We start from the raw sequence: 25,105 nt of genomic DNA on the forward strand, positions 1-25,105 counted from the left end.
CCTCTCTGGATCGTTTCGGCGGCTTCGCACACGCGGAAGTCAGAAGCTTCCGCCCTGTACGAGCTGCCTGTTTTTTAGCGCCCTGCACAAAAGAAATGCATCTATAATGCCTTATTTTAGGCGATTTACCGCTGTTTTGCGAAGTTCACGGAATCTGCCAACATCGGACATTCGCCTCATCTGCGTCGCAACATAGTCATGCAGAAAAATGTTGTAAACAACACATTTTTGCGACACACTTCCCACATCGTCACAACAAATTTCCAACAAGGGGAACCGCAGATGCAGAATTTTTCCAGGCGCAATGTGCTGCAAATGATGGGCGCGGCAGCGCTTGCCGGCCCGATGATGAGTGCCGGCAAGGCCTTCGCCGCCCGCGAAAACGAACTGAACATTCTCTGCTGGGAAGGCTATAACTCGGCGCAGGTGCTGGACCCCTTCCGCAGCGATTTCAGCGCCAATATCCACGCCGAAAGCCTCACCAACGATCCGACCATGATCAACCGGCTGCGCGCCGGCGAGACCAATGTCTGGGACCTCATCAACGTCAACAATCCATGGGCCCGCAAGGTCATGTATCCGGCAGGCCTCATCAAGCCGCTGCCGAAGGAAGAATTCGAGCCCTATTTCGACAGCATGATGCCGGCGTTCAAGCCGCCTTATAAGTGGGCAATGAGCGATGACGGCTCCGAGCTTCTCGGCATGGCCCAGCGTTTCGGGCCCTACAGCTTTGTCGTCAACACCGATGTCGTTTCGCGCTCCATGGCCGAAGAGCAGGGTTGGGATCTGTTCAATGATCCGGGCCTCGAAGGCCGCTACGGCATTCTCGAATCCGACGACTGGAACGTCTTCAACATCTTCCTGATCGCCGGCATCAATCCCTTCATCGAGCACTCCGACGACGACATGAAGAAGTTCGAGGAAACGGCGGTTCGCGTGTTCAAGGGTGCCAAGCTTGTCGGCGACATCGCGGCGATGAACCAGGCGCTCATTTCCGGCGAAATCGACCTGCACATGACCGGCGGCACCTATTCGGTTTCGCCCGCGCGCGCCGATGGCTTCACCAACCTGCGCGCCGTGACCCCGCTGAAGGGCCCGATCGACGGCAAGGGAGGCGTCGCCTGGATCGAGATCACCTCGACCGTCAACAATCCCCAGCTTTCGCCGCTTGCGACCGAGTTCCTGAAATATGTCCAGGACCCTGAAGTCGCCCACACCGTGGCGTTCGCCGAGGGCACGTTCAACCCGGTCTCGCAGATGGGCAACAAGGCCTGCTTCGACCTCTTCACCAAGGATGAGCTCGACGCCATCCAGTGGGACAGCCTCGAAGAGGAAATGGACCGCTCCGCCGAGTACGACATCGTGCCCGACTACGACAAGGCGCTGGAAATCATGACCGCCGCCAAGCGGTGATGGATTCGCATCCCGGCACCACAATGCCGGGATGACCTCGTCCCAAACACGGCGTCATGCTCGGGCTTGACCCGAGCATCCAGGCGCAGATGCCGCAGCAGGAAAAAGGCGGATCCTCGGGTCAAGCCCGAGGATGACGCAGCGGAAGACAGCAAAGCTCCAACTTCTCCGCAAGAGAGGTGTTCCTGTGAGCGTTTCTGCAGCGGACAAGAACCAAAGTGTTCCTACACATACAGAGAACAACAGCATGACCGACGTGACCACCGCTCCGAAAACCACCGCGAAGCCCATTCTCCAGCTTGTGGGCGTCAAGAAGGTGTTCGGCGACTTTGCCGCTGTCGATGGCATCAACCTCGATATCCGCGAGGGCGAGTTCGTCACCATCGTCGGCCCGTCGGGCTCCGGCAAGACGACCCTGCTGCGCATGCTGGCCGGTCTTGAGGCGCCGACATCGGGCAATATCTCGCTTCACGGCGAACTGATGAACAACGTGCCGCCGAACAAGCGGCCGACATGCCTCGTTTTCCAGTCTCTGGCACTGTTCCCGCACAAGACCGTCGGCGACAACATCGAGTTTCCGCTGAAGGTGAAGAAGATCGATCCCGCCGCCCGCAAGGCCCGCGCGCTGGAACTGCTGCGCATGGTCCGCCTGCCGGAGAGCTACTACGGCAAGAATGTCATGCAGTGCTCCGGCGGCGAACGCCAGCGCGTGGCGCTCGCCCGCGCCTTCGCCTATGACCCGGAGGTGCTGTTCTTCGACGAGCCGTTGTCTGCCCTCGACTACAAGCTGAAGAAGTTGCTCGAGAAGGAATTCAAGGACCTTCACCGCCAGACCGGAAAGACCTTCGTCTACATCACCCATTCGCTGGAAGAGGCGATGGTGATGTCCGACCGGATCGGCGTCATGCGCGCCGGCAAAGTGGTGCAGATCGGCACGCCGGAGGAGATCTACGGACGACCGGTCGACCGCTTCGTCGCCGAGTTCTTCGGCGAGGTGAACAGCTTTGCCATTACCCGCGATGGCTTCGGCAAATGGAATGCGCCCGAGCTTGCATCCCCGGTGACGATAGCACCCGGTCGCGAGCCGGCCGAAGGCAAGGCGACCGTGATCATCCGTCCGGAGAACATGCGTTTCGCCAGCCACGAGGGCGACGCCGAAAACATCCTTTCCGGCATCCTGTTCAACGAATACGCATTGGGCTCGCGCGTCCAGTATCAGGTGCGCGCCGGCAAGAAGACCTATCTCCTCGAACTGCCGCGCGGCGCCGCGGTCTCTCCCGGCCCCAACGGCGAAGTCATGATCGGCTGGGATGCCGCCGACGCCATTGTCGTGGAGGCGTAAGGATGAGCACCGACAAGCGCCGCTTCAGGCTCTCGGCGGGTTCGGCTTCGGCCGTGCCGGTCGGCGTGCTTCTGGTTCTCGGTTTTCTCGCGCCGCTGATCACGGTCGCGGCCTATGCCTTCGCCACGCCAAAGAGTTTTGACGTCTTCCGCTCATTCACCTTCGCCAATTTCGCGTCGATCTTCGATCCATCCAACACCGTCTGGCAATCCTTCGCATGGTCGCTGTTCTTTGCAGCGCTGACCGTCATCCTGCTCGCTGTCATCGCCTATCCGATCGCCTACGGCCTCAACAAGGTCTTCGGCAAATGGTCGGGCCTCGTCAGCGTGCTGTTTGTCTTCCCGCTGTTCGTGTCGGAAAACGTGAGGCTTTACGGCTGGGTGCTGTTCTTCATCAAGAACGGCGTGCTCGACGGCGCGATGAAATGGCTGGGCCTGCCGGGTGGGCTCGACCTGCTCTATACGCCGGCCATGATCCTGTTCGGCATGGTCTATGTCTACCTGCCCTTCATGCTCTTCCCGATGACGCTCGGCCTCGCCATGGTGCCGAAGGATCTGGCAGACGCCGCGCGCGATCTCGGCGCCGGGCGGATGATGATCTGGCGCGAGATCGAGTTGCCGCTCGCCATGCCCGGCATCCTGATCGGCATGCTTTTGACCTTCGTGCTCGCCGCCGGCGCGCTGACGGAATCTAAGATCCTCGGCGGCCAGTCGATCATCACCATCGCCCAGGATATCGAGGTGGCCTTCACCTATGCCCAGAACTGGCCGCTCGGCTCGGCTCTGGCGCTCATTCTGGTGGTCATCGTCAGCGGCCTGTCGCTGCTGATCCTGTCCAAGCTCGACCTCGACCGCATTCTCGGAAGGCGCTGATCCATGGAAACCAGCCAACGCTCCAAGCTCCTCATCCGTGTGTGGACCGCGATCGTCGTCCTGTTCATCTACATGCCGATCCTCTGCGGCGCACTCTCGGGCCTGTCGAAGAGCCGCTATTTCATGTTTCCGGTGCGGAAATGGTCGTTCGAATGGTGGCAGAAGACCTTCGATTCCTTCGAGATCCAGGTGCTGCTGCAGAACTCGCTGCTGATCGCCTTCATCGTCACGCTGATTTCAGTGGTGATCGGCTTCTTCGGCGCGCTCGCCTTCGCCCGCTACGACTGGAAGGGGCGCAGGCTTTATCAGAAACTGCTGCTGCTCCCGGTATTCTTCCCGCAGCCGGTGCTGGGGCTGGCGCTGCTGCTCTGGTTCAACGCGCTCGGCATCAATGCCAGCTGGCAGACCGCCGTCGTCGCCCATCTCGTCTGGATCGTGCCGGTGGTGACGCTGGTGATCGCAATCCAGGTCTACGGCTTCGATCCGACGCTGGAAGAGGCCGCACGCGATCTCGGCGCCTCCAACCTCACCATCCTGCGCGAGGTGACGCTGCCGATCCTCTGGCCCGGCATCTGGTCCGGCGCCCTTTTCGCCTTCCTGCTCTCCTGGGGCAACTTCCCGCTGTCGCTCTATACGACCGGCGTCGACTCGACGATCCCGAAATGGCTTTATGCCAAGATGGTCGCCGGCTATACGCCGATGGTGACGGCACTCGGCACGATGAGCACGCTCGGCGCGGCGGCCATACTGCTGATTGCCGGCCTGATCGCCATGATGGCGCGGCGGGCGCGGGAGAAGGGAAGAGAGGCATGAACTGGAAGACCAACTGGCGCTCGTTCTACTATCAGGGCGCACCCGAACCGGTGGACCCGGTGCTCGAAGCCGGCAAGGTCGCGCTGCTCGTGATCGACGTGCAGAATACCTATCTCGAGCGCCCCGATCCGGCGACGCTGTCGGGCGAGGACCTCGACCGCTACCATGCCTGGACGCCGTTTCACGAGCGCATGCACGAGAAGGTCATTCCGAATACGCAGAAACTGATGGCGACCTTCCGCGCAAAGGGCCTCGATGTGCTTTTCGCCCGCATCGCCTGCCTGCGCCAGGATGGCCGCGACCGGTCGCTGAGCCAGAAGAAGCCCGGCTGGAACAATCTGCTTCTGCCGAAGGATGATTGGGACTCCCAGATCGTCGACGCGCTGAAGCCCGAGGGCGACGAGATCGTCGTCACCAAGACCACCGACAGCGCGCTGACCGGCACGAACCTGCGCCTCGTGCTTGCCAATCTCGGCATCACCCACGTGGTCTGCGCCGGCATCTTCACCGATCAGTGCGTCTCCTCGACCGTGCGCTCGCTCGCCGACGAGAGTTTCGACGTGATCGTCGCCGAGGATGCCTGTGCCGCCGGGAGCGACGAACTGCATGATCGCGAGATCGAGATCATCAACATGATCTATGCGAGCGTGATGTCCACGGACGAGGTGCTGGGCTACCTGCCAGGCTGAGGGTTCGTCTTGCGCGACACTGTTGAAACTGCCACAACCAGGTCTGCGAGGTCACACAATCGGAGGAAACATGAAGCTCAGCAAGGCGGAACGGCAGGCCAAGATCCTGAACGAACTCAGCGGCACTGCGAGCCTGCGCGTTGCTGAACTCGCCGGCCGCATGGGTGTTTCCACGGAGACCATCCGCCGTGACCTGGATGAGCTGACCGACAAGGGGCTCCTCAACCGAACCTATGGCGGCGCCACCCGATCGCTTTCGAGCGAGCCCTCCGTTTCCGAGCGCCACACACTCCACGTGACCGAGCGCGAACGGATCGCCAAGGCGACCATTCCGCTCCTCAAGGATGCCCGCATTCTGATGATCGGCTCCGGCTCGACCACGGTCCACGTCGCCCGCCGCATCGCCTCGGAAATGCGCGACATCACCGTGCTCACCCACGCCTTCGGGGTGGCGACCGTGCTGTCGATGAACCCCACCATCCGCGTGCTGATGCTGCCCGGCGAGTATCACGCCGAGGAAGGCGCCACCATCGGCGTCCACACTGTGTCCTTCCTCGACAACTACTTTGCCGATGCCGCCATTCTTGGTGCGAGCGGCCTTTCCGAGGAAGGCCCGTCCGATGCGCTGATCGAAGCCGCCGCGATCTATTCCGCCATGGTACGCCGCGCCGCCAGCACCATCGTCGTCGCCGACCATTCCAAGCACAACCGGATATTCCCGGCCCGCTACGCCCGCTGGCGCGAGGTGACCCATCTGGTGACCGATACAGCGCCCGACGGCGATGTCGCACGGACGACCAAGAAATACGACGTCAAGGTCCGCATCAGCGGCTGAACCCGTTTCGGCAGCAGAAGAACAGCGGCCGCCTTTTTCCCGGAATGATCACCGGCTCGCTTCGGCGATTTCATGACCTCAAAAAAAATCTCGAATACCCCTCCGCGTTGGGCCTGTTTTGATGCTACTGATTGGTAGCTAAGCCGAACGGCGACCAGGGGCGCCGGCTTGGGAGACCTGATATCCAGGTGGAGTGGAATTCGAGGACGTGGCCGGCAGGGACCGGCCCGGAATGAGGAGTGAGAAATGTTGAGGTTTGCAGCCGTCGGTCTCGACCACGGCCATATTTTCGATCATGTGAAGGGGCTTCTGGCGGCCGGCGCCGAATTTGTCGGCTACTGCCCGGAAACCACCGCGCCCGGTGTCGTCACGGCGATCGAGGAAAGCTATCCGGACGTCCCCAAGCTCGATCGCGACAGGATATTCGATGATCCGACGATCGACGTCATCTGCATCGCTGCCATCCCCGCCGACCGCGCCGGGCTCGCGGTCCGTGCCATGAAGGCCGGCAAGGACGTGATGGTCGACAAGCCGGGTCTGACGACCTTCGAGCAACTGGCCGAGGTTCGCAAGACCCAGGAAGAGACCGGCAGGATCTTCTCGATCTGCTTTACCGAGCGCCACAGCGTCCGCTCCGCCGTCAAGGCCGGCAGGCTGGTGCAGGAGGGCGCGATCGGCCGCGTCATCCAGACCATCGGCACCGGGCCGCACAAGCTGCAGCTTCCCACCCGGCCCGACTGGTTCTTCGACCCCGAGCGCTTCGGCGGCATCATCGTCGACATCGCCTCGCACCAGATCGACCAGTTCCTGTTCTATACCGGCTCGACCAGCGGCGAGGTCGTGGCCAGCAGCGTCGGCAACTTCTCCATGCCGGAAAAGCCCGCCTTCCAGGATTTCGGCGACCTGCTGCTGCGCTCCGACAAGGCCACCGGCTATGTCCGCGTCGACTGGTTCACGCCGGACGCGCTCGGCACCTGGGGCGACGGCCGACTGACCATCCTCGGCACCGAGGGCTATATCGAACTGCGCAAGTATATCGACATCTGCGGCCGGCCCGGCAAGGATCACCTGTTCCTCGTCAACGGTGAGGAAAAGACCTACATCGATTGCAGCGGCGAGGAGCTCATCTATTTCCGCGCCTTTGTCGATGATGTCGGTGAGCGCACCCAAACGGCAATGTCGCAGGCGCATGTCTATGAAGTCTGCCGCCTCTCGCTCGAGGCGCAGGCAAATGCCGCCCGGATCGGCGGCTAGGGAGGAAATCTGCAATGACCAGGAAATTTCGCGTCGGCGTGATCGGCGCCGGCATCGCCGCACGGCATCTTTCGGGCTTCGGCTGGAACCCGGACCTGTTCGAGGTCGCCGTGCTGTGCTCGCTCGATGAGGAGCGCGGCCGCGCGCTCTGCGCCGAGCACAAGATTGCCGACTATACCCAGGATGTGGACACGCTGCTTGCCCGCGACGACCTCGACATCATCGACATCTGCACCCCGCCGGATTCGCATTTCGAACTCTGCAAGCGCGCCATCGAGGCCGGCAAGCATGTGATCTGCGAGAAGCCGCTCTTCGGCTCGATCGCCGATGTCGACGCAATGATGAAGATCGTCGGCGCCACCGATCGTGTGGTGATGCCGATCTTCCAGTATCGTTATGGCACCGGCCTGCAGAAGCTCAAATATCTCATCGAGCACGGGCTGACGGGCCGGGCCTATCTCACCACCATCGAGACCCACTGGTGGCGCGGGCCGGATTACTACGCGGTTCCGTGGCGCGGCAAGTGGAAGAGCGAACTCGGCGGCGGCCTGCTTGGCCACGCAATCCATGCCCACGACATGCTCAACTATGTCCAGGGCGCTTGCGCTGAAGTCTTCAGCCACGGCACGACGCTGGTAAACCCGATCGAGGTCGAGGACACCGCGACACTGTCGGTGAAGATGGAGAACGGCTCGCTCGCAGCACTTTCGATGACGCTCGGCTCCCGCAAGGAGATCTCGCGCCTGCGCTTCTGCTTTGCCGATCTCGTCGCAGAAAGCGTGCTGGAGCCCTACACGATGGGCCGCGATCCCTGGACCTTCACGGCCGGCACTGAAGAACATCAGGCACGCATCAATGAAGCGCTTTCGGGCTACAAGGAGGAGGAGGACGGCTATACCCGCCAGTTCCAGCTCCTCCACAAGGCGCTCGTCGACGGCACCGAACCTCCGGTGACACTCGAGGACGCCCGCCGTTCGCTGGAGCTTGTGACCGCCGCCTATCACTCCCAGCGCACCGGCATGCCGACGCCAATGCCGATCAAGGCCGACCACCCGCTCTACCGCTCCTGGCTGCCGGAAGCCGCGCTGGTCTGAAACATATCGCCGAAGACGACCAGAGGCCGCGTCCATCCGAGCGCGGCCTTTTTCGTTCGACACCCGCTTGCGGCCTCGCCTCTTGCAAATCCTCGAACGCTCGGGAACCGAAACGGCCCGGAAACGGTTTGAAGAGGAGGAAACAAGCGGGAGACGTAAGGATATGGCGGAGAAAGTGGCATTGGTCACCGGAGCAGGCTCCGGCATTGGTCGCGCCGCCGCCCTCAAACTGGCGGAGGACGGCTTTGCCGTCGGTGTTCTCGGCCACACGCCGGAGGAAAATCACGAAACCGCCAAAGCGATCCGCGAGAATGGCGGCACGGCTCTGGAACTGGTCGCCGACGTCACCAGCGACGATGAACTTCAAGCCGCATTCGACACGCTCTCAGCCGAGCATGGCCGACTGGACGTTGTCGTTGCCAATGCGGGCATCAACGGCGTCTGGGCGCCGATCGATGAACTCGCTCCTGACGAATTCGACAAGACCATCACCGTCAACCTTCGGGGCACCTTTCTGACGATCCGTGCCGCGGTCCCGCATCTGAAACGCGCGGGCGGCGGCTCGATCGTGGTCATCTCCTCGATCAACGGCACCCGGACCTTCACCTCGCCCGGAGCCACCGCCTATTCGGCCACCAAGGCCGCGCAACTGGCAATCGTCCAGCAGCTGGCGGCGGAACTCGGGCAGCACCGCATCAGGATCAATGCGATCTGCCCCGGCACCATCGACACCGAGATCGACGACAATACCGATATCCGCCACCCCGAAAAGAGCGGCGTGCGCGCCGAATGGCCGAATGGAAGCGTGCCGCTGACGGACGGAAAGCCGGGCACCAGTGTCCAGGTCGCCAACGTCATCGCCTTCCTGGCCTCAAACCAATCCGACCACATCACCGGCTCGCCAATCTGGGTTGATGGCGGTCAGAGCCTCTTGCGCTGAAACGACTGAAAAGGAGACTGACATGCTGAAATGGGCACTTATCTTTCTGGTGATTTCGCTGGTAACCGGCTTTCTCGGCTTTTCCGGCATCTCTGCCGCGACCGCCGGCATCGCGAAGATTCTGTTCTTCATCGCGATCGTGATCTTCGCCCTGTTCGTGATCCTCGCCCTCGTCGGCGTCGGCATTGCCACCTGACAATCGCAGCGTGCCGGCCGCCACTCTTCAGGCGGCCGGATAGCGGTACTCGCGCCCCTCCATCGGGCTGGCATAGACCGTGTCGCCTTGGGCAAGGTTTGTGTCACCTGCGGCGCGCGCGACCAGCGGCCCCACCCCTTCGGCCTCCAGGTGCACGATCGTGTCGGCGCCGAGGCGTTCGAGGTGGCGCACCGTGCCTTTCCACAGACCCGCATCCCGCTCGAGGACGATATGTTCGGGGCGGACCCCATAGGTGCCGCATCCCATCCTTTCGGCCACCTCGCCCTCGAACAGGTTCATCCGAGGACTGCCGATGAACCCGGCGACGAAGGGCGTTGCCGGGCTGTCGTAAAGCTCCATCGGCGTGCCGACCTGCTCGACGCGGCCACCGTTCAGAACCACGATCCTGTCTGCCATCGTCATCGCCTCGACCTGGTCGTGGGTCACGTAGATCATCGTGTTGCCGAGCTTGGCATGCAGGTCGGTCAACTCGATGCGCATCTGGGCTCTCAGCGCCGCATCCAGGTTGGAAAGCGGCTCGTCGAACAGGAAGACATGCGGATCGCGGATGATGGCACGGCCGATGGCGACGCGCTGACGCTGACCGCCTGAGAGCGCCTTCGGCTTGCGCTCCAGCAGCGCCTCGAGCTGCAGCACCTTCGCAACCGCCTCCACCCGACGCTTGATCTCCGCTTTCGGCGTATGCGCCAGCGAAAGGCCGAAGCCGATGTTTTCGGCGACCGTCAGATGCGGGTAAAGCGCATAGGACTGGAACACCATGGCGATGCCGCGCTTCGACGGCTCGGCATAGGTCACATCCTCGCCGGCGATCTCGATGGTACCGGAAGTCACCTCCTCAAGGCCGGCGATCATCCTGAGAAGCGTGGACTTGCCGCAGCCGGACGGGCCGACGAAGACGCAAAACTCGCCCGCCTCGATGGTGAGGTTCACGCCCTTGATCACTTCGAGCGCGCCAAAGGACTTGCGCACGTCTTTGAGAATGACATCGGCCATGGTCTACCCTTTCACAGCGCCGGCGGTCATGCCGGCGACGATCTGGCGATTGAAGAAGATGAAGACGAGGAGCGGCGGCACCGTCACCAGAAGAATGTTCATGAACAGAAGATTCATCTGGCTGACGAACTGGCTCTGGAAATTGTAGAGCGTGATCTGGACGGTGACGTTCTCGCTGCCCGGCAGGTAATAGAGCGGATGGGTGAAGTCGTTGAAGATCGAGATCGACTGCACCACGATCACGGTGACGGTGACCGGCTTCAGCAACGGCAGAACGACGCGGAAGAAGATCTGCCACGGCTTGGCGCCATCGATCAGCGCGGCCTCGTCGAGATCGCGCGGGATCGTCGAGATGAAGGCCCGGTAGAGAAGCACGGTGAAGGACAGGCCATAGGCGACCTGGATCAGGATCATGCCGTGCAGCGTCTTGAACAGGCCCAGCCCCTGCAGCACCCAGATCGTCGGCACCACCGCGGGCGGGATCATCAGCCCGGCCAGAACGAAACCGTAGATGACGCGGTTGAATTTCGAAGGCCGGCGCTGCAGCACATAGCCGACCATGGCCCCGAAGATGACCAGCAGGACAATCGCCCCGACGGTGATGACCGTCGAGTTGAAATAGGCAAGCAGCAGCATGTAGTCGCGAGCCTGAACCACGGCGACGAGGTTCTGCCATAGCTGCCAGTTTGCCGGCATGGCAAAGCTCGGGCTTGCCGCCTCCGGCCCCGCCTTGCCGGCATTGATCAGGACGAACAGAAACGGGATGACGAAGATGACGAAGGCAGCCGCGAGCGCGATGAGGCCGTGGATCAGCTTTCGGCGTCTTTTGGTTCTCAGGCTCACAGGTCCAGCTCCTTGCGGTTGAACCACCAGGCAAGCGGCGCGATGATGAGCGCGATCAAGGCGAAAAGAATGACATTGCCCGCCGTGGAAAGGCCGTAGAAGCCGGCCTGGTACTGCTTGTAGATGACCGAGGCCAGCACATCCGAGGAAAAGCCCGGCCCGCCGCGCGTCATCGCCCAGATGAGATCGAACAGGCGGAGACCGCCGATCAGCGACAGGATCACCACCGTCGTCGTCGCCGGACGCACCAGCGGCACGGTAACGCGCCAGAACAGCTGCAGCCGCGTCGCGCCGTCAATGCGCGCCGCCTCGTAATATTCGTTGCCGATGGCGGCGAGGCCGGCGATATAGATCAGCGTCGCAAGCCCGACGCCGCGCCAGATATCGACGAGTGCGATCGAATAGAGCGCGAGCTTCGGGTTGGTGAGCCAGCCGGGGCCGTCGATTCCGATATAGCCGAGCGCGACATTGATGGCGCCGTGTGTTGGGTGCATCATCTCGGCAAACAGGATGCCAACGCCGATGGTCGACACCAGCACCGGAAAGAAGACGATCGAGCGCAACAGCCCCTGCCCGAAGAGGCCGGAGGTCAAAAGCACGGCCAGCAGCAGACCCAGCACCGTCTTGGCGCCGGAGGTGAGCACCGCGAAAATGATCGTGTTGGTCAGTCCCTTGATCAGAAACGGCTCGCTGAAGAAGTCGATGAAGTTCTCAAGGCCGATGAACTGAAAGCCGAACAGGTCCCAGTTCGTCAGGCTGAACCAGAAGGATGCCGCCGTCGGCACCAAGAACAGCACTGTAAAGATCACGGCCGCTGGAGCCACGAACCAGTATGGATAGGGTGATTTCATCTGCATTGATGCCGGGCTCCGTTGCGCTGGAAAGCAGGGAGAACACGGACCCGCCCTGCGGCGGATCCGTCTAGGGTCTGGCATTGAGGTGAAGCCGAGGTGATCGCGGCCACCGCGCCGTTTCACCAGTTCGGCAGACGCAGCTGCTTGGCCTGCTTCTCGACATCGCGGTCGTAGAGCTCGGCGGCACTGTCGGCGTCGCGGATACCGCTGCCGACCTCGACCGTGATCTGTTCAAGACCCGGCCCCTTGACCGGCGACAGGAACTCGAGTGCCGGAGCATTGCGGCCATCGCCCTCGAAGTAAGGGAGCATGTCGGCAACCGATGGCGGCACATCGTCCGGCAGGGTGCAACCCTTGATCAGATAGGGCCCGGACGCGCCGACGGCTTCCGTCATGATCTCGCAGGCCTCAGGCGTTGCGACGAAATTGACGAAATCCAGGGCGATATCGGTGTGGTCGCCGCCTTTCGGAACATAATAGGCCGCCGGCATCCAGACCGTCAGGCCGTTTTCATCGGCATTGTCACCGGGCTGGGCGAAAAAGCCGACGTCCTTCAGTTGCTCCGGATGGTTCTGCTGGATCGCGGCGATCGCGAAGGTCAGCATCGGATAGTGTACGCCTTCGCCGGTCGCGACCATACGCAGGCCGTCATTATAGGTCGCGGCACCGAAGTCCTCGTTGAAGTAGCCGGACTCATAAGCTGCCTGCAGACGCTCGAAGCCCTTCTTTGCGGCGGGCGTGTCGGCATATTTCGCCTCGTTGGCGGTGTACTTCTCGGCAAAGTCGGGCTCTGCCATCTGGACATTGTAGTAATCGGCCAGAACGAAGAGCTGCGACGTCCATGTCTCGCGATAGGTCTGGATGATCGGCGCCTTGTCGGTCTTTTCGGCGATGATGGCGTTGTTCGCCATGAACGCGTCCCAGGTCTTGGGAATTTCGAGCCCGAGTTCCTCATAGGTCGGAATATGATAGAGAATACCCCCGCCCATGGCCGCCTGCACCGGAACGCCGTAGATATTGCCGTCGTCGTCGGAGACAGTGCTGGTGAAGCTCTCCATCACATTGCCGATGTTCGGCAGATCGTTGAGCGGTTCAAGCGTCCGCGACGGGCGCAGCGCCTGAAGCAGCGAACCGGAATTGTAGAGAAACACATCCGTCATCTCGCCGGTGGTAAGCCGGGTCTTGACGATGTTGTCGCCTTCGCTGCCGCCCGGCCGCGCTTCCACGGTGAAGGTGACATCCGGGTTGCTCTGCGTATAGGCCGCCGTCAGCGCTTCGGCGATTGCGACCGTGTCCGGACTGTTGTCGACGAGCAGGGTGAGTTCTTCGGCGTAAGCCTGGCCGCCTGCGGTTGCCAGGCAGACGGTCATCGCAGTCGTGGCAAAAAATCGCATTCTCATGATTTCTCCTCCCAATGGCCCGGCCTCCTCTGCCGGGAGCGAAAATGCGGAGACCTATTCCCCGCGGATATCGAAACCGATTTCGTGGCGACCGGAGCGCAGCACAATCTCCTCTTGCCTGCCGTCGGCCGGCTTTCCGTCGATTTCGAGATTTGCCTGTCCGGCGGCGGGCCAGATGGCCTCGATGCCTTCCGGAAGGGTGACGACATAGGATACGCGACCGTCCTCGATGCCCCAGCCAGCCTCAATGCGCCCGTGCCCGGTTTCGTGCCACATGGACACATGACCGAGCGCCGGCAGGATGGAAGGCTCCAGCATGACGCGCGCAAAGCCCGGTGCACTGGCCAAAGGCCTGACGCCTGCAACATCCTCGAACAGCCACTGACAAACGGCACCATAGGCATAGTGGTTATAGCTGTTCATTTCAGGATCGTAGATCGTTCCGTCCGGGCCGAGCGCGTCCCAGCGCTCCCAGATCGTCGTCGCGCCCTGCTCCACCTGATAGAGCCAGCCCGGCACCTTGCGGTTCAGAAAGACCTTTTCGGCAACATCGTCCATGCCGAGCCTGGTGAGCGCCGGCAGCAGTGCCGGCGTGCCGATGAAGCCCGTGCCGATCAGGTAATCCGCGTCTTCGATGACCTTGCGGAAATAGGCCTTGGCCGCCTCGAAATGTTCTGCGGGGACAAGGTCATGGAGGAAGGCCAGCGCGTAGGATGTCTGGTCGTTATGCGCCAGACGCCCGGTCGCACTGAAATACTCGCGGGCGAAAGCCCCGCGGATGTCGGCGGCACGCGCTTCAAGCCTTTTCTGCTCCGCGTCGTTTCCAAGAATGCCGGCGATCGTTGCAGCGAGCTCAGTCGAGATGAAGTGATAGAGCGTTGCCGCGCAGTCATCGCCGATTGTCGGGCGCGGCTTGCGATTGTCGCCCACCGGCTGCAGCCAGTCGCCGAAGGTGAAGCCGTCGCTGCCCCAGACCGAATTCGGGCGAATGATCGGCCCATCCGAGATCGACCAGAGATAATCAAGCCAGCGCAACATGGCGGGGAAGCATTCCTCCAGCGCCGCGCGGTCGCCGTAATGCAGGTAGAGCTGCCACGGTATGGTGACGATCGCATCGCCCCAGCCGGTGGAACCCGCCCAGTCGCCTTCGACGGCTTCCGGATGCAGGCGGGTCGGGTCCGGCGAGAAATGCGGCACGGCGCCGTTGTCGCGCTGATCATGCATCACGTCGCGCAGGTATTTCTTCAGGAAAGCTTGGCAATCGCCGAGCCAGCACGCCGTGCCGGCAAAGACCTGGGCGTCGCCGGTCCAGCCGAGACGTTCGTCGCGTTGCGGGCAATCGGTCGGTATCTCGATGAAGTTGGCGCGCTGCGACCAGAGTGTGTTCAGCACCAGCCGGTTGACCGTCTCGTCGCCGCAGGTGAAACCGCCAGTGGCCTGCGGGATCGAGGAAATCGGCACCAGCTCGATCGACAGGACCTCCGCTTCGCCCTCGATCGCCACACGGGCATAGCGAAAGCCGGTAAAGGTGAAGACCGGCGCATAGACCTCGTCCCCCTCGCCCTTCAGCGTATAGCCGAGCGCGGCGCGAGCGCTGCGATAGTTGCGGTTGTCAAAGGCCTTCTCCGGGCCCAGCACCTCGGCATGGTCGACGTAAAGCCGCGCCCCGGCCGCGCCCCTGACGGTGAAACGCACATAGCCGCCGGCATTCTGGCCGAAATCGTAGATATGCCGGCCCTCGGCATCGTCCCAGGCCTCGACGGGCCGCAACGGCTCCAGTTCGCGCACCGGCGGTGCCTCGTGAGCAACGAGCTTCGCCGTTTCGAACCCGACAAGCGACACACTGCCCGTGTCCTCAAGCCTTTCGAGCCGCGCGTCATAGTCCTCGCCGTAATAGATACCGGAGCGGGTGATCGGCAGCAGCCCGCTCGTCCAGTTCCCATCCGACTTGAGCACCAGCGCGTCGCGATCGACGATCTCGGCAATCGCCGCGATGCGATCGCCCCAGCAATTCACGATCATCTGGTGGCGCCACATCATCTGCGAACGATACCAGCCATCGCCGAGCCAGATTTCGATGCGGTTTTCGCCCTCGTGGACAAGGTCGGAAATGTCGTAACTCTGATAGGCGATGCGGTCGTCATAGCAGGTCCAGCCGGGCGTCAGCAGGTCATTGCCGACACGCCGGCCGTTGACGAAGGCGCGATAGAGGCCGAGCGCGGATATGAACAGCATCGGGCGCGAGCCGGCCGGGAGCGTGAAAGGCGCGGCGACGAAACTCTGCCGTGTGCCCTGCCCCGCATCGACCGACGGCGCGATCATTTCCGCCGTCCACTCACGTCGCTGGACGGCACCGAGCGGCCGCGCACGGGTTGCGATATTCATGCTGTTCCTCCCTCTGGCAGGTCTACAGCTCCTCGCTCTGTAGACCGTTATACGTAGACTGTTCTACAAAAGCGTTTGCTATGCAAGGGCAAACTGGTCTATTTTTCATTGCAGACTGATTTCGAAGGGAAATTCATGGACAAGCCGGTTCGCCCGAGCCGCGTCACGATCCGCACGGTGGCCGCTGATGCCGGAGTTTCGGTCGCCGCTGTCTCCAAGGTCCTGCGCAATGCCTATGGTGTCAGCGAGGCGCTGCGCGAAAACGTGATGCAGTCGATCGAAAAGCTCGGTTACCGGCCGAGCACGGCTGCGCGCGGCATGCGTGGGCGGACCTTCACTGTCGGCGTGCTGCTTGTCGGCATGGACAATCCGTTCCTGCCGCCGCTCGTCGGCGGCTTCAAGCGGACCATGGCAAAGGCCGGCTACAACACGCTGATCGGTGTCGGCGAGGCCCGCACCCATGTCGAAAGCGCGCTGATCGAATCCATGATCGACATGCGGATCGATGGTCTTCTGCTGATTGCGCCGCGCATCGGCGGCGAGGTGCTCGAACGCTATGCAAGCCAGGTCCCGGTTTCTGTGATCGGCCATCACGAGCACACCGTCACCACCTTCGACACAGCCAATATCGACGATTGCATGGGCGGCAGGATCGCCACCGAGGCGCTGCTTGCCAAGGGCTATCGCGATATCGCCATGCTGTCCCTGATCTACAACAGGCGCAAGGAAGGCCAGGTCTGGTACGAGCGCGAGAGGGGCTATCGCGCGGCCATGACCGATGCTGGTCTGGAGACATCCATCGAGATCGTGCGTATCGCGGAGCGGCCGGAGGAGATGCAGCCTCAGCTCCATGAACTGCTGGCGCGGCCGGACCGGCCTGAAGCCTTCTTCTGCTGGAGCGACATTCACGGCGTACCGCTCATCAACCTGGCGCGCCGGGAGAATAACAGCGTTCCCGGCGATCTCGGCCTCGTCAGCTTCGACAACACGGCCCCCGCCGCCCTGCCGCTGGTCGATCTCGCCAGCATCGATCAGAGCCCCGATCGCCTCGGCGCGCTCGCCGCCGATCAGCTCATCTCGCGCATCAAGGGCAGAACCGATGCCCGCCACGACCTCATCGAGCCGAGCCTCGCCTTACGGCCGAGCTACTAGCGCGGCTCAGCCCTCACCGCTTCCGCTCCAACTGACGATTGCCCGCGACCGCCGTGTTGGCAGGCCGATCCGCAATGGTCGGCTTCGGGGGCGGATGACGCGCCGCACAAAATTACCCATGAAAGCACAATCCCTCCCTGTCTTCCCGACAAGTCCTCTGCATAATGCAGATCGGGAGTTGAAAATGACTGCAAGAATGGGAAAGGCACAGCGCCTCCGGTGCGTTTGACGACGTATTCCGGACCGGTCTTTTCGTATTCGATTTTACCCTACCTGCACAATGAATATGGGAGGCCACCGTGAGCGCTTTCAAGATTGCCATTATCGGAGCCGGCAGCGTCGGCTTTACCAAGACACTTTTCAAGGACATCCTCTGCGTTCCGGAATTCGCCGAGATCGAGGTGGCGCTGACCGATGTCAGCGAAAAGAACCTGACGATGGTGAAGACCATCCTTGAGCGGATCGTCGAAGCCAATGGCCTGCCGACGAAAATCACCGCCACCACCGACCGCCGCAAGGCGATCGAAGGCGCGCGCTACGTCATTTCCTGCGTGCGTGTCGGCGGGCTCGAAGCCTATGCCGATGACATCCGCATCCCGCTGAAATACGGCGTCGACCAGTGCGTCGGTGACACGATTTGCGCCGGCGGCATTCTCTATGGCCAGCGCAACATTCCGGTGATCCTCGATTTCTGCAAGGACATCCGCGAGGTGGCGGAGCCCGGCGCCCGCTTCCTCAACTATGCGAACCCGATGGCGATGAACACCTGGGCCGCGACCGAATACGGCAAGGTCGACACGATCGGGCTTTGCCACGGCGTCCAGCACGGCGCCGAGCAGATCACCGAGGTGCTGGGTGCCAAGCCCGGCGAACTCGATTACATCTGCTCCGGCATCAACCACCAGACCTGGTTCCTCGACCTGCGCGTCAACGGCCGCAAGATCGGCAAGGACGAGCTGATCGCCGCCTTCGAGGCGCATCCGGTCTATTCGAAACAGGAGAAGGTGCGGATCGATGTGCTGAAACGCTTCGGCATCTATTCGACCGAGAGCAACGGTCATCTTTCCGAATACCTGCCCTGGTACCGCAAGCGGCCGGACGAGATTTCCCGCTGGATCGACATGTCTGACTGGATCCACGGCGAAACCGGCGGCTATCTGCGCCACACGGCGGAAAACCGCAACTGGTTCGAGACCGAGTATGACAGCTTCCTCGCCGATGCGGCAAAGCCGATCGATCCGGCAAAGCGCTCCAGCGAGCATGCGAGCTACATTCTCGAAGGCCTCGAAACCGGCCGTGTCTATCGCGGGCATTTTAACCGCAAGAACAACGGCGTGATCACCAACCTGCCCGCCGACGCCATCATCGAGTCGCCCGGCTTCGTCGATCGCTTCGGCCTCAACATGGTCGCCGGCATCACGCTGCCGGAGGCTTGTGCTGCGACCTGCCTTTCATCAATCAACGTTCAGCGCATGTCGGTTCACGCCGCCGTTTCCGGCGATATCGAGCTCCTGAAGCTCGCCATGTTGCACGATCCGCTGGTCGGCGCCGTCTGCACGCCGGAGGAGGTGTGGCAGATGGTGGACGAAATGGTCGTCGCCCAGGCCAAATGGCTGCCCCAGTATGCCGGCGCCATAGAGGGCGCGAAGGAGCGGCTTTCAAAGGCCACCGTCAAGACCCGCGACTGGGAGGGTGCGGCGCGCCGTCCGGTGCGTTCGGTCGAGGAGATGCGCGCGGACAAGGAGCGCGCAACGGCCAACGCCTGAGCTTTTATGCGGGACCGGTCTCATCACCGGTCCCGGCTTCAGCACGTTCCGCCGGGAAGGGGTAGGAGCCTTTTGGGCGGGGCAGACGGGCCGGGGCAGACCGGCCGATCATCCTTGAGGGAGGAAGACAGATGACATCTCACCATGCCTCTTTATTTTCGGGCAGGTCCGAACGGATTGCCGGCCTTCTGGCGGCCGGCATATCGGCGCTGGCACTGACCGCAGGGGCGCATGCCTCTGAAATGACCGTCGTGCCCGAACAGCCGGACTTTCCGGCGCAAACCAAGATCACCTATGTCCCGCGCGATGCGATCGAGGAATTCAAATCGCTGCCATCCTATTCCGAGCCGGAATGGGTGACGGAGAAGTTCGTCGACACCGGCGAGCTGCCGCCGCTTGAAGAGCGCCTGCCGAAGGAGCCTCTGGTGTTCAAGACCGGCAACATGCCGGATGGCATCGGCGTCTATGGTGGCACGCTTCGGCATGTGATCGGCGGCCGTCCCGAGGGCTGGAACTATCCGGCCGGCCAGACCCAGGGCTGGGGCGGCATCGATATCGGCCTCTTCGAGTGCCTGACCCGCACGGCCCCGCTCTACCAGGTCGAGGCCGACGACATGGAGCCGCTGCCGAACCTTGCCAAAAGCTGGGAGTGGTCGGAGGATGGCCACACGCTGACCATGCACCTGATCGAGGGCGCCAAATGGTCCGATGGCGTGCCGTTTACATCCGAGGACGTGATGTTCATGTGGGAAGACAATATCGTCGATCCCAACATCACGCCGCTGAACGGCGCCAGCAAGGAGACCTTCGGTTCGGATACCTCCCTGAAGGCGATCGACGACTACACCGTCGAGTGGACCTTCGCGGAAGCCTTTCCGCGTCAGTACCTGTTCAACATGGCCTACGGCAATTTCTGCCCCGGCCCCGCGCATATCCTGAAGACCAAGCATCCGAAATATGCCGACACCACCTATGAGCAGTACAAGAACGCCTTCCCGCCGGAAATGATGAACTGGCCGGTGATGGGCGCCTGGGTGCCGGTCGAGTACCGGCCGGACGACATCATCGTCATGCGCCGCAACCCCTATTACTGGAAGGTCGACGAAGAAGGCCACCAGCTGCCCTATATCGACGAGCTGCAATACAAGCTTTCGACCTGGGCCGACCGCGACGTGCAGACGATTGCCGGCTCCGCCGACTTCTCCAACCTCGAACAGCCGGAAAACTTCGTCGTGGCGCTCCGGCGCTCCGCCGAGGAGACGGCCCCTGCCCGCCTTGCCTTCGGCCCACGCCTGATCGGTTACAACATGCGGCTGAACCTCTCCGGCAACGGCTGGGGCGATCCGGACGAACGCGCGCAGGCGGTCAGGGAACTCAACCGCAACCCGGACTTCCGCAAGGCCGTGACCATGGCGCTCGACCGGCAGGCGATCGGCGATTCCCTGGTGCGCGGCCCGTTCACCGCGATCTATCCCGGCGGCCTTGCCTCCGGCACCAGCTTCTATGATCGGGAATCGACCTACTACTATCCCTATGACCCGGACGGCGCCAAGGAACTGCTGAAGTCGATCGGGCTCGAGGACACCGACGGCAACGGCTTCGTCAACTGGCCGGCTGACACGCTCGGCGGCGAGGATGTCGACATCGTCCTGCTCGTCGGCTCCAACTACACGACCGACATGAACCTGTCGGAGGCCGTCATCGGCCAGCTGCAGCAGGTCGGCCTCCGGGTGATCCAGAATGCTGTCGAGAACAATCAGCACGATGCCATGCGCTATGCGGGCGATTTCGACTGGATGATCATGCGCAACCCGCCGGCGCTCGCCTCCGTCGTGCAGGGCACGACCAGCCTTGCGCCCGTCGGCCCGCGCACCAGCGATCATCACCGCGCCGGACCGGATGGCACGCTCGATCTGCTGCCCTATGAGGAGCAGATGATCGACATCGTCGACCAGTTCATCGCGACCGATGACAATGCCGAGCGCACCGAGCTGATGAAACAGTATCAGACGGTTGCAACCCAGAATGTCGACACGATCGGCCTTACCGAATATCCGGGCGCGCTGATCATCAACAAGCGCTTCGACAATGTTGCGGCGGGCGCCCCGATCTTCATGTTCAACTGGGCGGAAGACGCGGTGATCCGCGAGCGCATGTTCGTGCCGGCGGATGACCAGCAGAACCATGAGCTGCATCCCGAGACGCTTCCCGGCGAGCCGGGCGGCGACGGTCCCACCGGCTGATCGCCGGACACACTCAGGCGTCGCGACGGCCTTCGGGCCGCCGCCAACCAGTCAAAGCCGGAGCGGAGGCATCCTCCCGCTCCGGCACACAAGGGACGCAAGATGATACGGTTTCTCATTGCGCGGATAATGTCGGGTATCGTGCTGATCTTCCTGCTCAGCATTGTCACCTTCGCGATCATCCAGGCACCGCCGGGTGACTACAGCGACTATATCCGCTCGCAGGCCATCAACCAGGGCGGCGCATCCTACGAGCAGGCGGAAGCGCAGGCGCAGGCCTATCGCAAATCGCATGGCCTCGACGATCCGATGCCGGTCCAGTATTTCAACTGGGTCAGCGGCATCATCCTCCACGGTGATTTCGGCCAGAGCCTCTACTACAACAAGCCGGTCGGCACGGTGGTCGCGGAGAGGCTGCCGCGCACGCTGGCGCTGGCGCTTGTCTGCCACATCCTCGCCTCCATCCTCGGCATCAGTTTCGGCATCCTGGCGGCGACGCGGCAATATTCCTGGGTGGATACGCTGCTCTCCGGCGTGTCCTTCCTCGGGATGACCGTGCCGCGCTTCCTGATGGCGCTGATCATCGTCTACATCCTCGTCTTCCACTTCGAGGTTTCGGAGGTCGGCAGTTTCTTCTCGCCGCAATATGGCGGCGCGCCCTGGTCCTGGGCGAAGTTCGTCAATCTCATCCAGCATGTCTGGCCGGTGATCGCGATCGCCACCTTCGGCGGGCTCGCCTACAACATGCGGGTGATGCGCGGAAACCTGCTCGACACACTCAACATGCAATACGTCGAAACCGCCCGCGCCAAGGGGCTCAGCGAACGCCGGGTGATCATGCGCCATGCCGTGCCCAACGCGCTGCATCCGCTGATCATGTACCAGGGCGTGGTGCTTCCCTACATGCTGACCGGCGAAATCGAGACCGCGATCATCTTCGCGCTGCCGACCGTCGGCCCGGCCATCGTCGGCTCGATGCAGGTCGGCGACGTCTACGTGACGGCAACCTTCATGCTGCTGCTTTCGGCCATGCTGATCATCGGCAACATCATCGCCGACCTGCTTCTGGCCGCCCTTGATCCGCGCGTCCGGCAGGCGGGAGGGGCTGCAGTATGACCAACATTCTCGAAACCGTTGACACCGTCAAGGAACCCGAGGTCAGCAAGAACGAGACCTATCTGGCGCTCGTCTGGCGCCGGTTGAAGCGCTCGCTGAGTGGCATGATCGGCCTCTATTTGGTGATCTTCCTGCTGCTCGTCGCCGTCTTCGCCGATTTCCTGTCGCCCGCCGATCCGCGGGTGACCGGGCAGGCCTATCTGCCCCCACAGGCGATCTCGGTGACCGATCAGGACGGCAATTTCGTGTTTCCGCCGCGGGTCTATCCGCAGGGCGATACCGGCGAGCTCGACCCGATCACCTTCCAGCCGATCGTCGGCCTCGACTACGACAATCCGCAGATCATCGGCCTGTTCGTGAAGGGCTCGACCCACAAGCTTCTCGGGCTGATCCCGACCGACCGGCATCTGATCGGCGCGACGGACGGCACGGTGATCAACTTCCTCGGCACCGACAAGCTTGGCCGCGACGTGCTGTCGCGCATCCTTTACGGATCGCGCATATCGCTGATGATCGCCCTCGTCGTGGTCTCGATCATCACCGTTATCGGCACCTCGGTCGGCATGATCTCCGGCTATATGGGCGGCGCGATCGACACCTGGCTGCAACGCTTCGTCGAGCTGGTACTCGCCTTCCCGCAATTGCCGCTCTACCTGGCGCTTGCGACCCTCATTCCCGTCACCGCCTCGACCAAGCTGTTCCTCGGCTTCGTCATCATCGTCATGTCGGCGCTCGGCTGGGCGCAGATGTCGCGCGAGGTGCGCGGCAAGACGCTGGGTCTCGTGAAGATGGACTATGTGCGCGCGGCCGTTGCCGTCGGTGCCACCGACAAGCGCATCATCTTCCGCCATATCCTGCCCAACGTGATGAGCCACGTGATCGTTGCCGTCACGCTGGCGATCCCGACCGTCGTGCTGCTCGAGGCCTTTCTCGGCTTCCTCGGCTTTGCGGTGAAGCCGCCGATGATCTCCTGGGGGCTGATGCTGCGCGACACCTCCAACTATTCCGTCATCGGCGAATATCCCTGGCTGATGTCGCCCGTTGCCTTCGTGCTGCTCACCGTCTTCGCCTTCAACGCTTTCGGCGACGGCCTGCGCGACGCTATAGACCCCTATTGAGGAGACGCACTCCATGTCCGAGGACATCGAACTGAGAACCGCGCCCCCGGAGCGTCGCGATGCTAAAACCGGCGATCCGATCATCGACGCCCGCAATGTCGCGGTCGACATCGCCGTCGAGGATGGCGTGGTGAATGCCGTCCGCGATGTGTCCTTCCAGCTCTATCGCGGCGAGACCATCGCCATCGTCGGGGAAAGCGGCTCCGGCAAATCCGTCACCGCGCGCACCGTAATGGGACTGTTGCCGAAGCGGGCGACGGTCGGCAAGGATGCGACCATCACCTATGACGGCGAGGATGTGCTGAAATTCTCCGACAAAAGGCGTCGGATGATGCGCGGCGCGCGCATCTCGATGATTTTCCAGGAGCCGATGAGCTCGCTGAACCCGGTCTACACCATCGGCACCCAGATCATCGAGGCGATCCAGACCCACCGGCGGATGAGCCGCAGACAGGCCGAGAAGGAGACGATCGAACTGCTGCGGCAGGTCCATATCCCCGAACCCGAGGCACGGCTCCGGCAGTATCCGCACCAGCTCTCCGGCGGCCAGCGCCAGCGCGTGATGATCGCCATGGCGCTCGCCAACAAGCCGGACGTGCTGATCGCCGACGAACCGACCACCGCGCTCGACGTGACGGTGCAGGCGCAGATCCTGTCGCTGATCCGCGAGCTTCAGACCGAGCTCGGCATGGCAGTGATCCTGATCACCCACGACCTGACCGTGGTGCGCCACTTCTCCGACTATGTTTACGTGATGAGCGAGGGCGTGGTGCGCGAGCACAACGCCACCGAGGCGCTGTTCGAAAACCCGGAACACGCCTACACCCAGAAGCTTCTCGCCTCCGAACCCTCCGGCCACGCCAATCCGATGCCGGAAGGTTCGGCGCCGATCCTGGAAGGCAAGGACGTGAAGGTTGCCTTCACGCTCCGCTCCGGTGGCTTCATGAAGGCCACCTACAGCGAGCTCGTCGCCGTCGACAGCCTCTCGATCCGTCTGCACAAGCAGGAAACGCTCGGCATCGTCGGCGAGAGCGGCTCCGGCAAGACCACCTTTGGCCAGGCGCTGATCCGGCTGATCGACGCCGATGGCGGTGCGGTGCTGTTCGATGACAGAAACATCGAGGAAATGAGCCGCGAGCAGCTCCGGCCGCTGAGATCGCGCATGCAGGTGGTGTTCCAGGACCCGTTCTCGTCGCTGAACCCGCGCATGACCGTCGGCCAGATCATCGAGGAAGGGCTGATCGTCAACGGCATCGGGAAGACAGCGAAGGAGCGGGATGAACGGGTGCGCGACGCCCTCGTCAGTTCGGGCCTACCCGGCAGCATCACCGCCCGCTTCCCGCACGAATTCTCCGGCGGCCAGCGCCAACGGATCGCGATTGCCCGCGCCATCGCGCTGGAGCCGGAGTTCATCCTGCTCGATGAACCGACCTCTGCGCTCGACCTGTCGGTGCAGGCGCAGATCATCGATCTGTTGCGCCGGCTGCAGAGCGAGCGCGGCCTCAGCTACCTGTTCATCTCTCACGACCTGAAGGTGGTGCGCGCGCTCTGCCATCGCGTCTGCGTGATGCAGAGGGGAAAGATCGTGGAACAGGGGCCGGTGGAAGACGTGCTCGAAAACCCGCAGACCGAATATACCCAACGCCTGGTCAAGGCCGCATTCGAGGTTGCAGCCTGAGACCGGTCGCGGGGCGGCCGGTTCCACAATCTGTTACACACTGAAAACTTTCCGCAATAGCAGCATCAACAAGTGCCTCTAGCCTCAC

21 protein-coding genes are annotated in these 25,105 nt (G+C 62.5%); 16 read left to right on the forward strand and 5 right to left on the reverse strand.

Annotation, left to right across the window (positions count from 1 at the left end):
• Nucleotides 1–282: 282 nt before the first annotated feature.
• From TM49_RS21935 to TM49_RS23250, 10 genes are all read left to right on the forward strand, one after another.
• The gene (locus tag TM49_RS21935) at nucleotides 283–1,413 is read left to right on the forward strand and encodes an ABC transporter substrate-binding protein (RefSeq protein ID WP_045684358.1); all 1,131 of its coding nucleotides are present in this window, start codon (nucleotides 283–285) and stop codon (nucleotides 1,411–1,413) included.
• 247 nt (nucleotides 1,414–1,660) lie between these two features.
• The gene (locus TM49_RS21940) at nucleotides 1,661–2,755 is read left to right on the forward strand and encodes an ABC transporter ATP-binding protein (RefSeq protein WP_045684359.1); all 1,095 of its coding nucleotides are present in this window, start codon (nucleotides 1,661–1,663) and stop codon (nucleotides 2,753–2,755) included.
• A 2-nt stretch (nucleotides 2,756–2,757) separates the two neighbouring features.
• Complete coding sequence (locus TM49_RS21945) at nucleotides 2,758–3,627, forward strand: ABC transporter permease (protein ID WP_045684360.1); 870 nt, start codon at nucleotides 2,758–2,760, stop codon at nucleotides 3,625–3,627.
• A 3-nt stretch (nucleotides 3,628–3,630) separates the two neighbouring features.
• Nucleotides 3,631–4,440 carry an ABC transporter permease gene (locus tag TM49_RS21950; protein ID WP_045684362.1) on the forward strand — a complete coding sequence of 270 codons (810 nt, stop codon included), beginning with the start codon at nucleotides 3,631–3,633 and terminating at the stop codon, nucleotides 4,438–4,440.
• Nucleotides 4,437–5,129: a cysteine hydrolase family protein gene (locus tag TM49_RS21955; RefSeq protein ID WP_045684363.1), complete on the forward strand. Its 693-nt coding sequence runs from the start codon at nucleotides 4,437–4,439 to the stop codon at nucleotides 5,127–5,129. Before TM49_RS21950 ends, TM49_RS21955 begins: the two co-directional genes overlap by 4 nt.
• 70 nt (nucleotides 5,130–5,199) lie before the next feature.
• Nucleotides 5,200–5,964, forward strand: a complete 765-nt coding sequence (locus TM49_RS21960; protein ID WP_045684365.1) for a DeoR/GlpR family DNA-binding transcription regulator — start codon at nucleotides 5,200–5,202, stop codon at nucleotides 5,962–5,964.
• 246 nt (nucleotides 5,965–6,210) lie between these two features.
• A complete protein-coding gene (locus TM49_RS21965; RefSeq protein ID WP_045684367.1) occupies nucleotides 6,211–7,218 on the forward strand; it encodes a Gfo/Idh/MocA family protein in 1,008 nt (335 codons plus the stop codon).
• A 14-nt stretch (nucleotides 7,219–7,232) separates the two neighbouring features.
• The gene (locus TM49_RS21970) at nucleotides 7,233–8,312 is read left to right on the forward strand and encodes a Gfo/Idh/MocA family protein (protein ID WP_045684369.1); all 1,080 of its coding nucleotides are present in this window, start codon (nucleotides 7,233–7,235) and stop codon (nucleotides 8,310–8,312) included.
• 163 nt (nucleotides 8,313–8,475) lie between these two features.
• Entirely contained in the window at nucleotides 8,476–9,252 is a 777-nt protein-coding gene (locus tag TM49_RS21975; protein ID WP_045684373.1) for an SDR family oxidoreductase, read from the forward strand.
• Between the two features lie 22 nt (nucleotides 9,253–9,274).
• Nucleotides 9,275–9,448, forward strand: a complete 174-nt coding sequence (locus tag TM49_RS23250) for a DUF1328 domain-containing protein (protein ID WP_045684375.1) — start codon at nucleotides 9,275–9,277, stop codon at nucleotides 9,446–9,448.
• Nucleotides 9,449–9,475: 27 nt separating this feature from the next.
• Here TM49_RS23250 and TM49_RS21985 read toward each other — a convergent pair whose 3' ends face one another.
• The 5 genes from TM49_RS21985 to TM49_RS22005 form a co-directional block, all read right to left on the reverse strand.
• A complete protein-coding gene (locus TM49_RS21985; RefSeq protein ID WP_045684377.1) occupies nucleotides 9,476–10,462 on the reverse strand; it encodes an ABC transporter ATP-binding protein in 987 nt (328 codons plus the stop codon).
• A 3-nt stretch (nucleotides 10,463–10,465) separates the two neighbouring features.
• Nucleotides 10,466–11,299 carry a carbohydrate ABC transporter permease gene (locus TM49_RS21990; protein ID WP_045685683.1) on the reverse strand — a complete coding sequence of 278 codons (834 nt, stop codon included), beginning with the start codon at nucleotides 11,297–11,299 and terminating at the stop codon, nucleotides 10,466–10,468.
• A 2-nt stretch (nucleotides 11,300–11,301) separates the two neighbouring features.
• The gene (locus TM49_RS21995; protein WP_045684379.1) at nucleotides 11,302–12,162 is read right to left on the reverse strand and encodes a carbohydrate ABC transporter permease; all 861 of its coding nucleotides are present in this window, start codon (nucleotides 12,160–12,162) and stop codon (nucleotides 11,302–11,304) included.
• Nucleotides 12,163–12,278: 116 nt separating this feature from the next.
• Nucleotides 12,279–13,559: an ABC transporter substrate-binding protein gene (locus TM49_RS22000; protein WP_045684380.1), complete on the reverse strand. Its 1,281-nt coding sequence runs from the start codon at nucleotides 13,557–13,559 to the stop codon at nucleotides 12,279–12,281.
• Between the two features lie 54 nt (nucleotides 13,560–13,613).
• On the reverse strand, nucleotides 13,614–15,944 hold the full coding sequence (locus TM49_RS22005; protein WP_045684381.1) for an alpha-L-rhamnosidase: 2,331 nt from the start codon (nucleotides 15,942–15,944) through the stop codon (nucleotides 13,614–13,616).
• 135 nt (nucleotides 15,945–16,079) lie between these two features.
• Here TM49_RS22005 and TM49_RS22010 point away from each other — a divergent pair, with 135 nt between their 5' ends.
• The 6 genes from TM49_RS22010 (at nucleotide 16,080) to TM49_RS22035 (ending at nucleotide 25,017) form a co-directional block, all read left to right on the forward strand.
• A complete protein-coding gene (locus TM49_RS22010) occupies nucleotides 16,080–17,096 on the forward strand; it encodes a LacI family DNA-binding transcriptional regulator (RefSeq protein ID WP_045684382.1) in 1,017 nt (338 codons plus the stop codon).
• A gap of 299 nt (nucleotides 17,097–17,395) precedes the next feature.
• Complete coding sequence (gene melA / locus TM49_RS22015) at nucleotides 17,396–18,862, forward strand: alpha-glucosidase/alpha-galactosidase (RefSeq protein ID WP_144409642.1); 1,467 nt, start codon at nucleotides 17,396–17,398, stop codon at nucleotides 18,860–18,862.
• 131 nt (nucleotides 18,863–18,993) lie between these two features.
• Entirely contained in the window at nucleotides 18,994–21,105 is a 2,112-nt protein-coding gene (locus tag TM49_RS22020) for an ABC transporter substrate-binding protein (protein WP_045684387.1), read from the forward strand.
• Between the two features lie 102 nt (nucleotides 21,106–21,207).
• Complete coding sequence (locus TM49_RS22025; RefSeq protein WP_045684389.1) at nucleotides 21,208–22,221, forward strand: ABC transporter permease; 1,014 nt, start codon at nucleotides 21,208–21,210, stop codon at nucleotides 22,219–22,221.
• The gene (locus TM49_RS22030; protein ID WP_045684391.1) at nucleotides 22,218–23,339 is read left to right on the forward strand and encodes an ABC transporter permease; all 1,122 of its coding nucleotides are present in this window, start codon (nucleotides 22,218–22,220) and stop codon (nucleotides 23,337–23,339) included. The genes TM49_RS22025 and TM49_RS22030 overlap by 4 nt, the downstream gene beginning before the upstream one ends.
• 13 nt (nucleotides 23,340–23,352) lie before the next feature.
• Complete coding sequence (locus tag TM49_RS22035) at nucleotides 23,353–25,017, forward strand: ABC transporter ATP-binding protein (RefSeq protein ID WP_045684393.1); 1,665 nt, start codon at nucleotides 23,353–23,355, stop codon at nucleotides 25,015–25,017.
• Nucleotides 25,018–25,105: the final 88 nt, after the last annotated feature.

Origin of the sequence: Martelella endophytica, assembly GCF_000960975.1 — a bacterium.
GTDB lineage: Bacteria > Pseudomonadota > Alphaproteobacteria > Rhizobiales > Rhizobiaceae > Martelella > Martelella endophytica.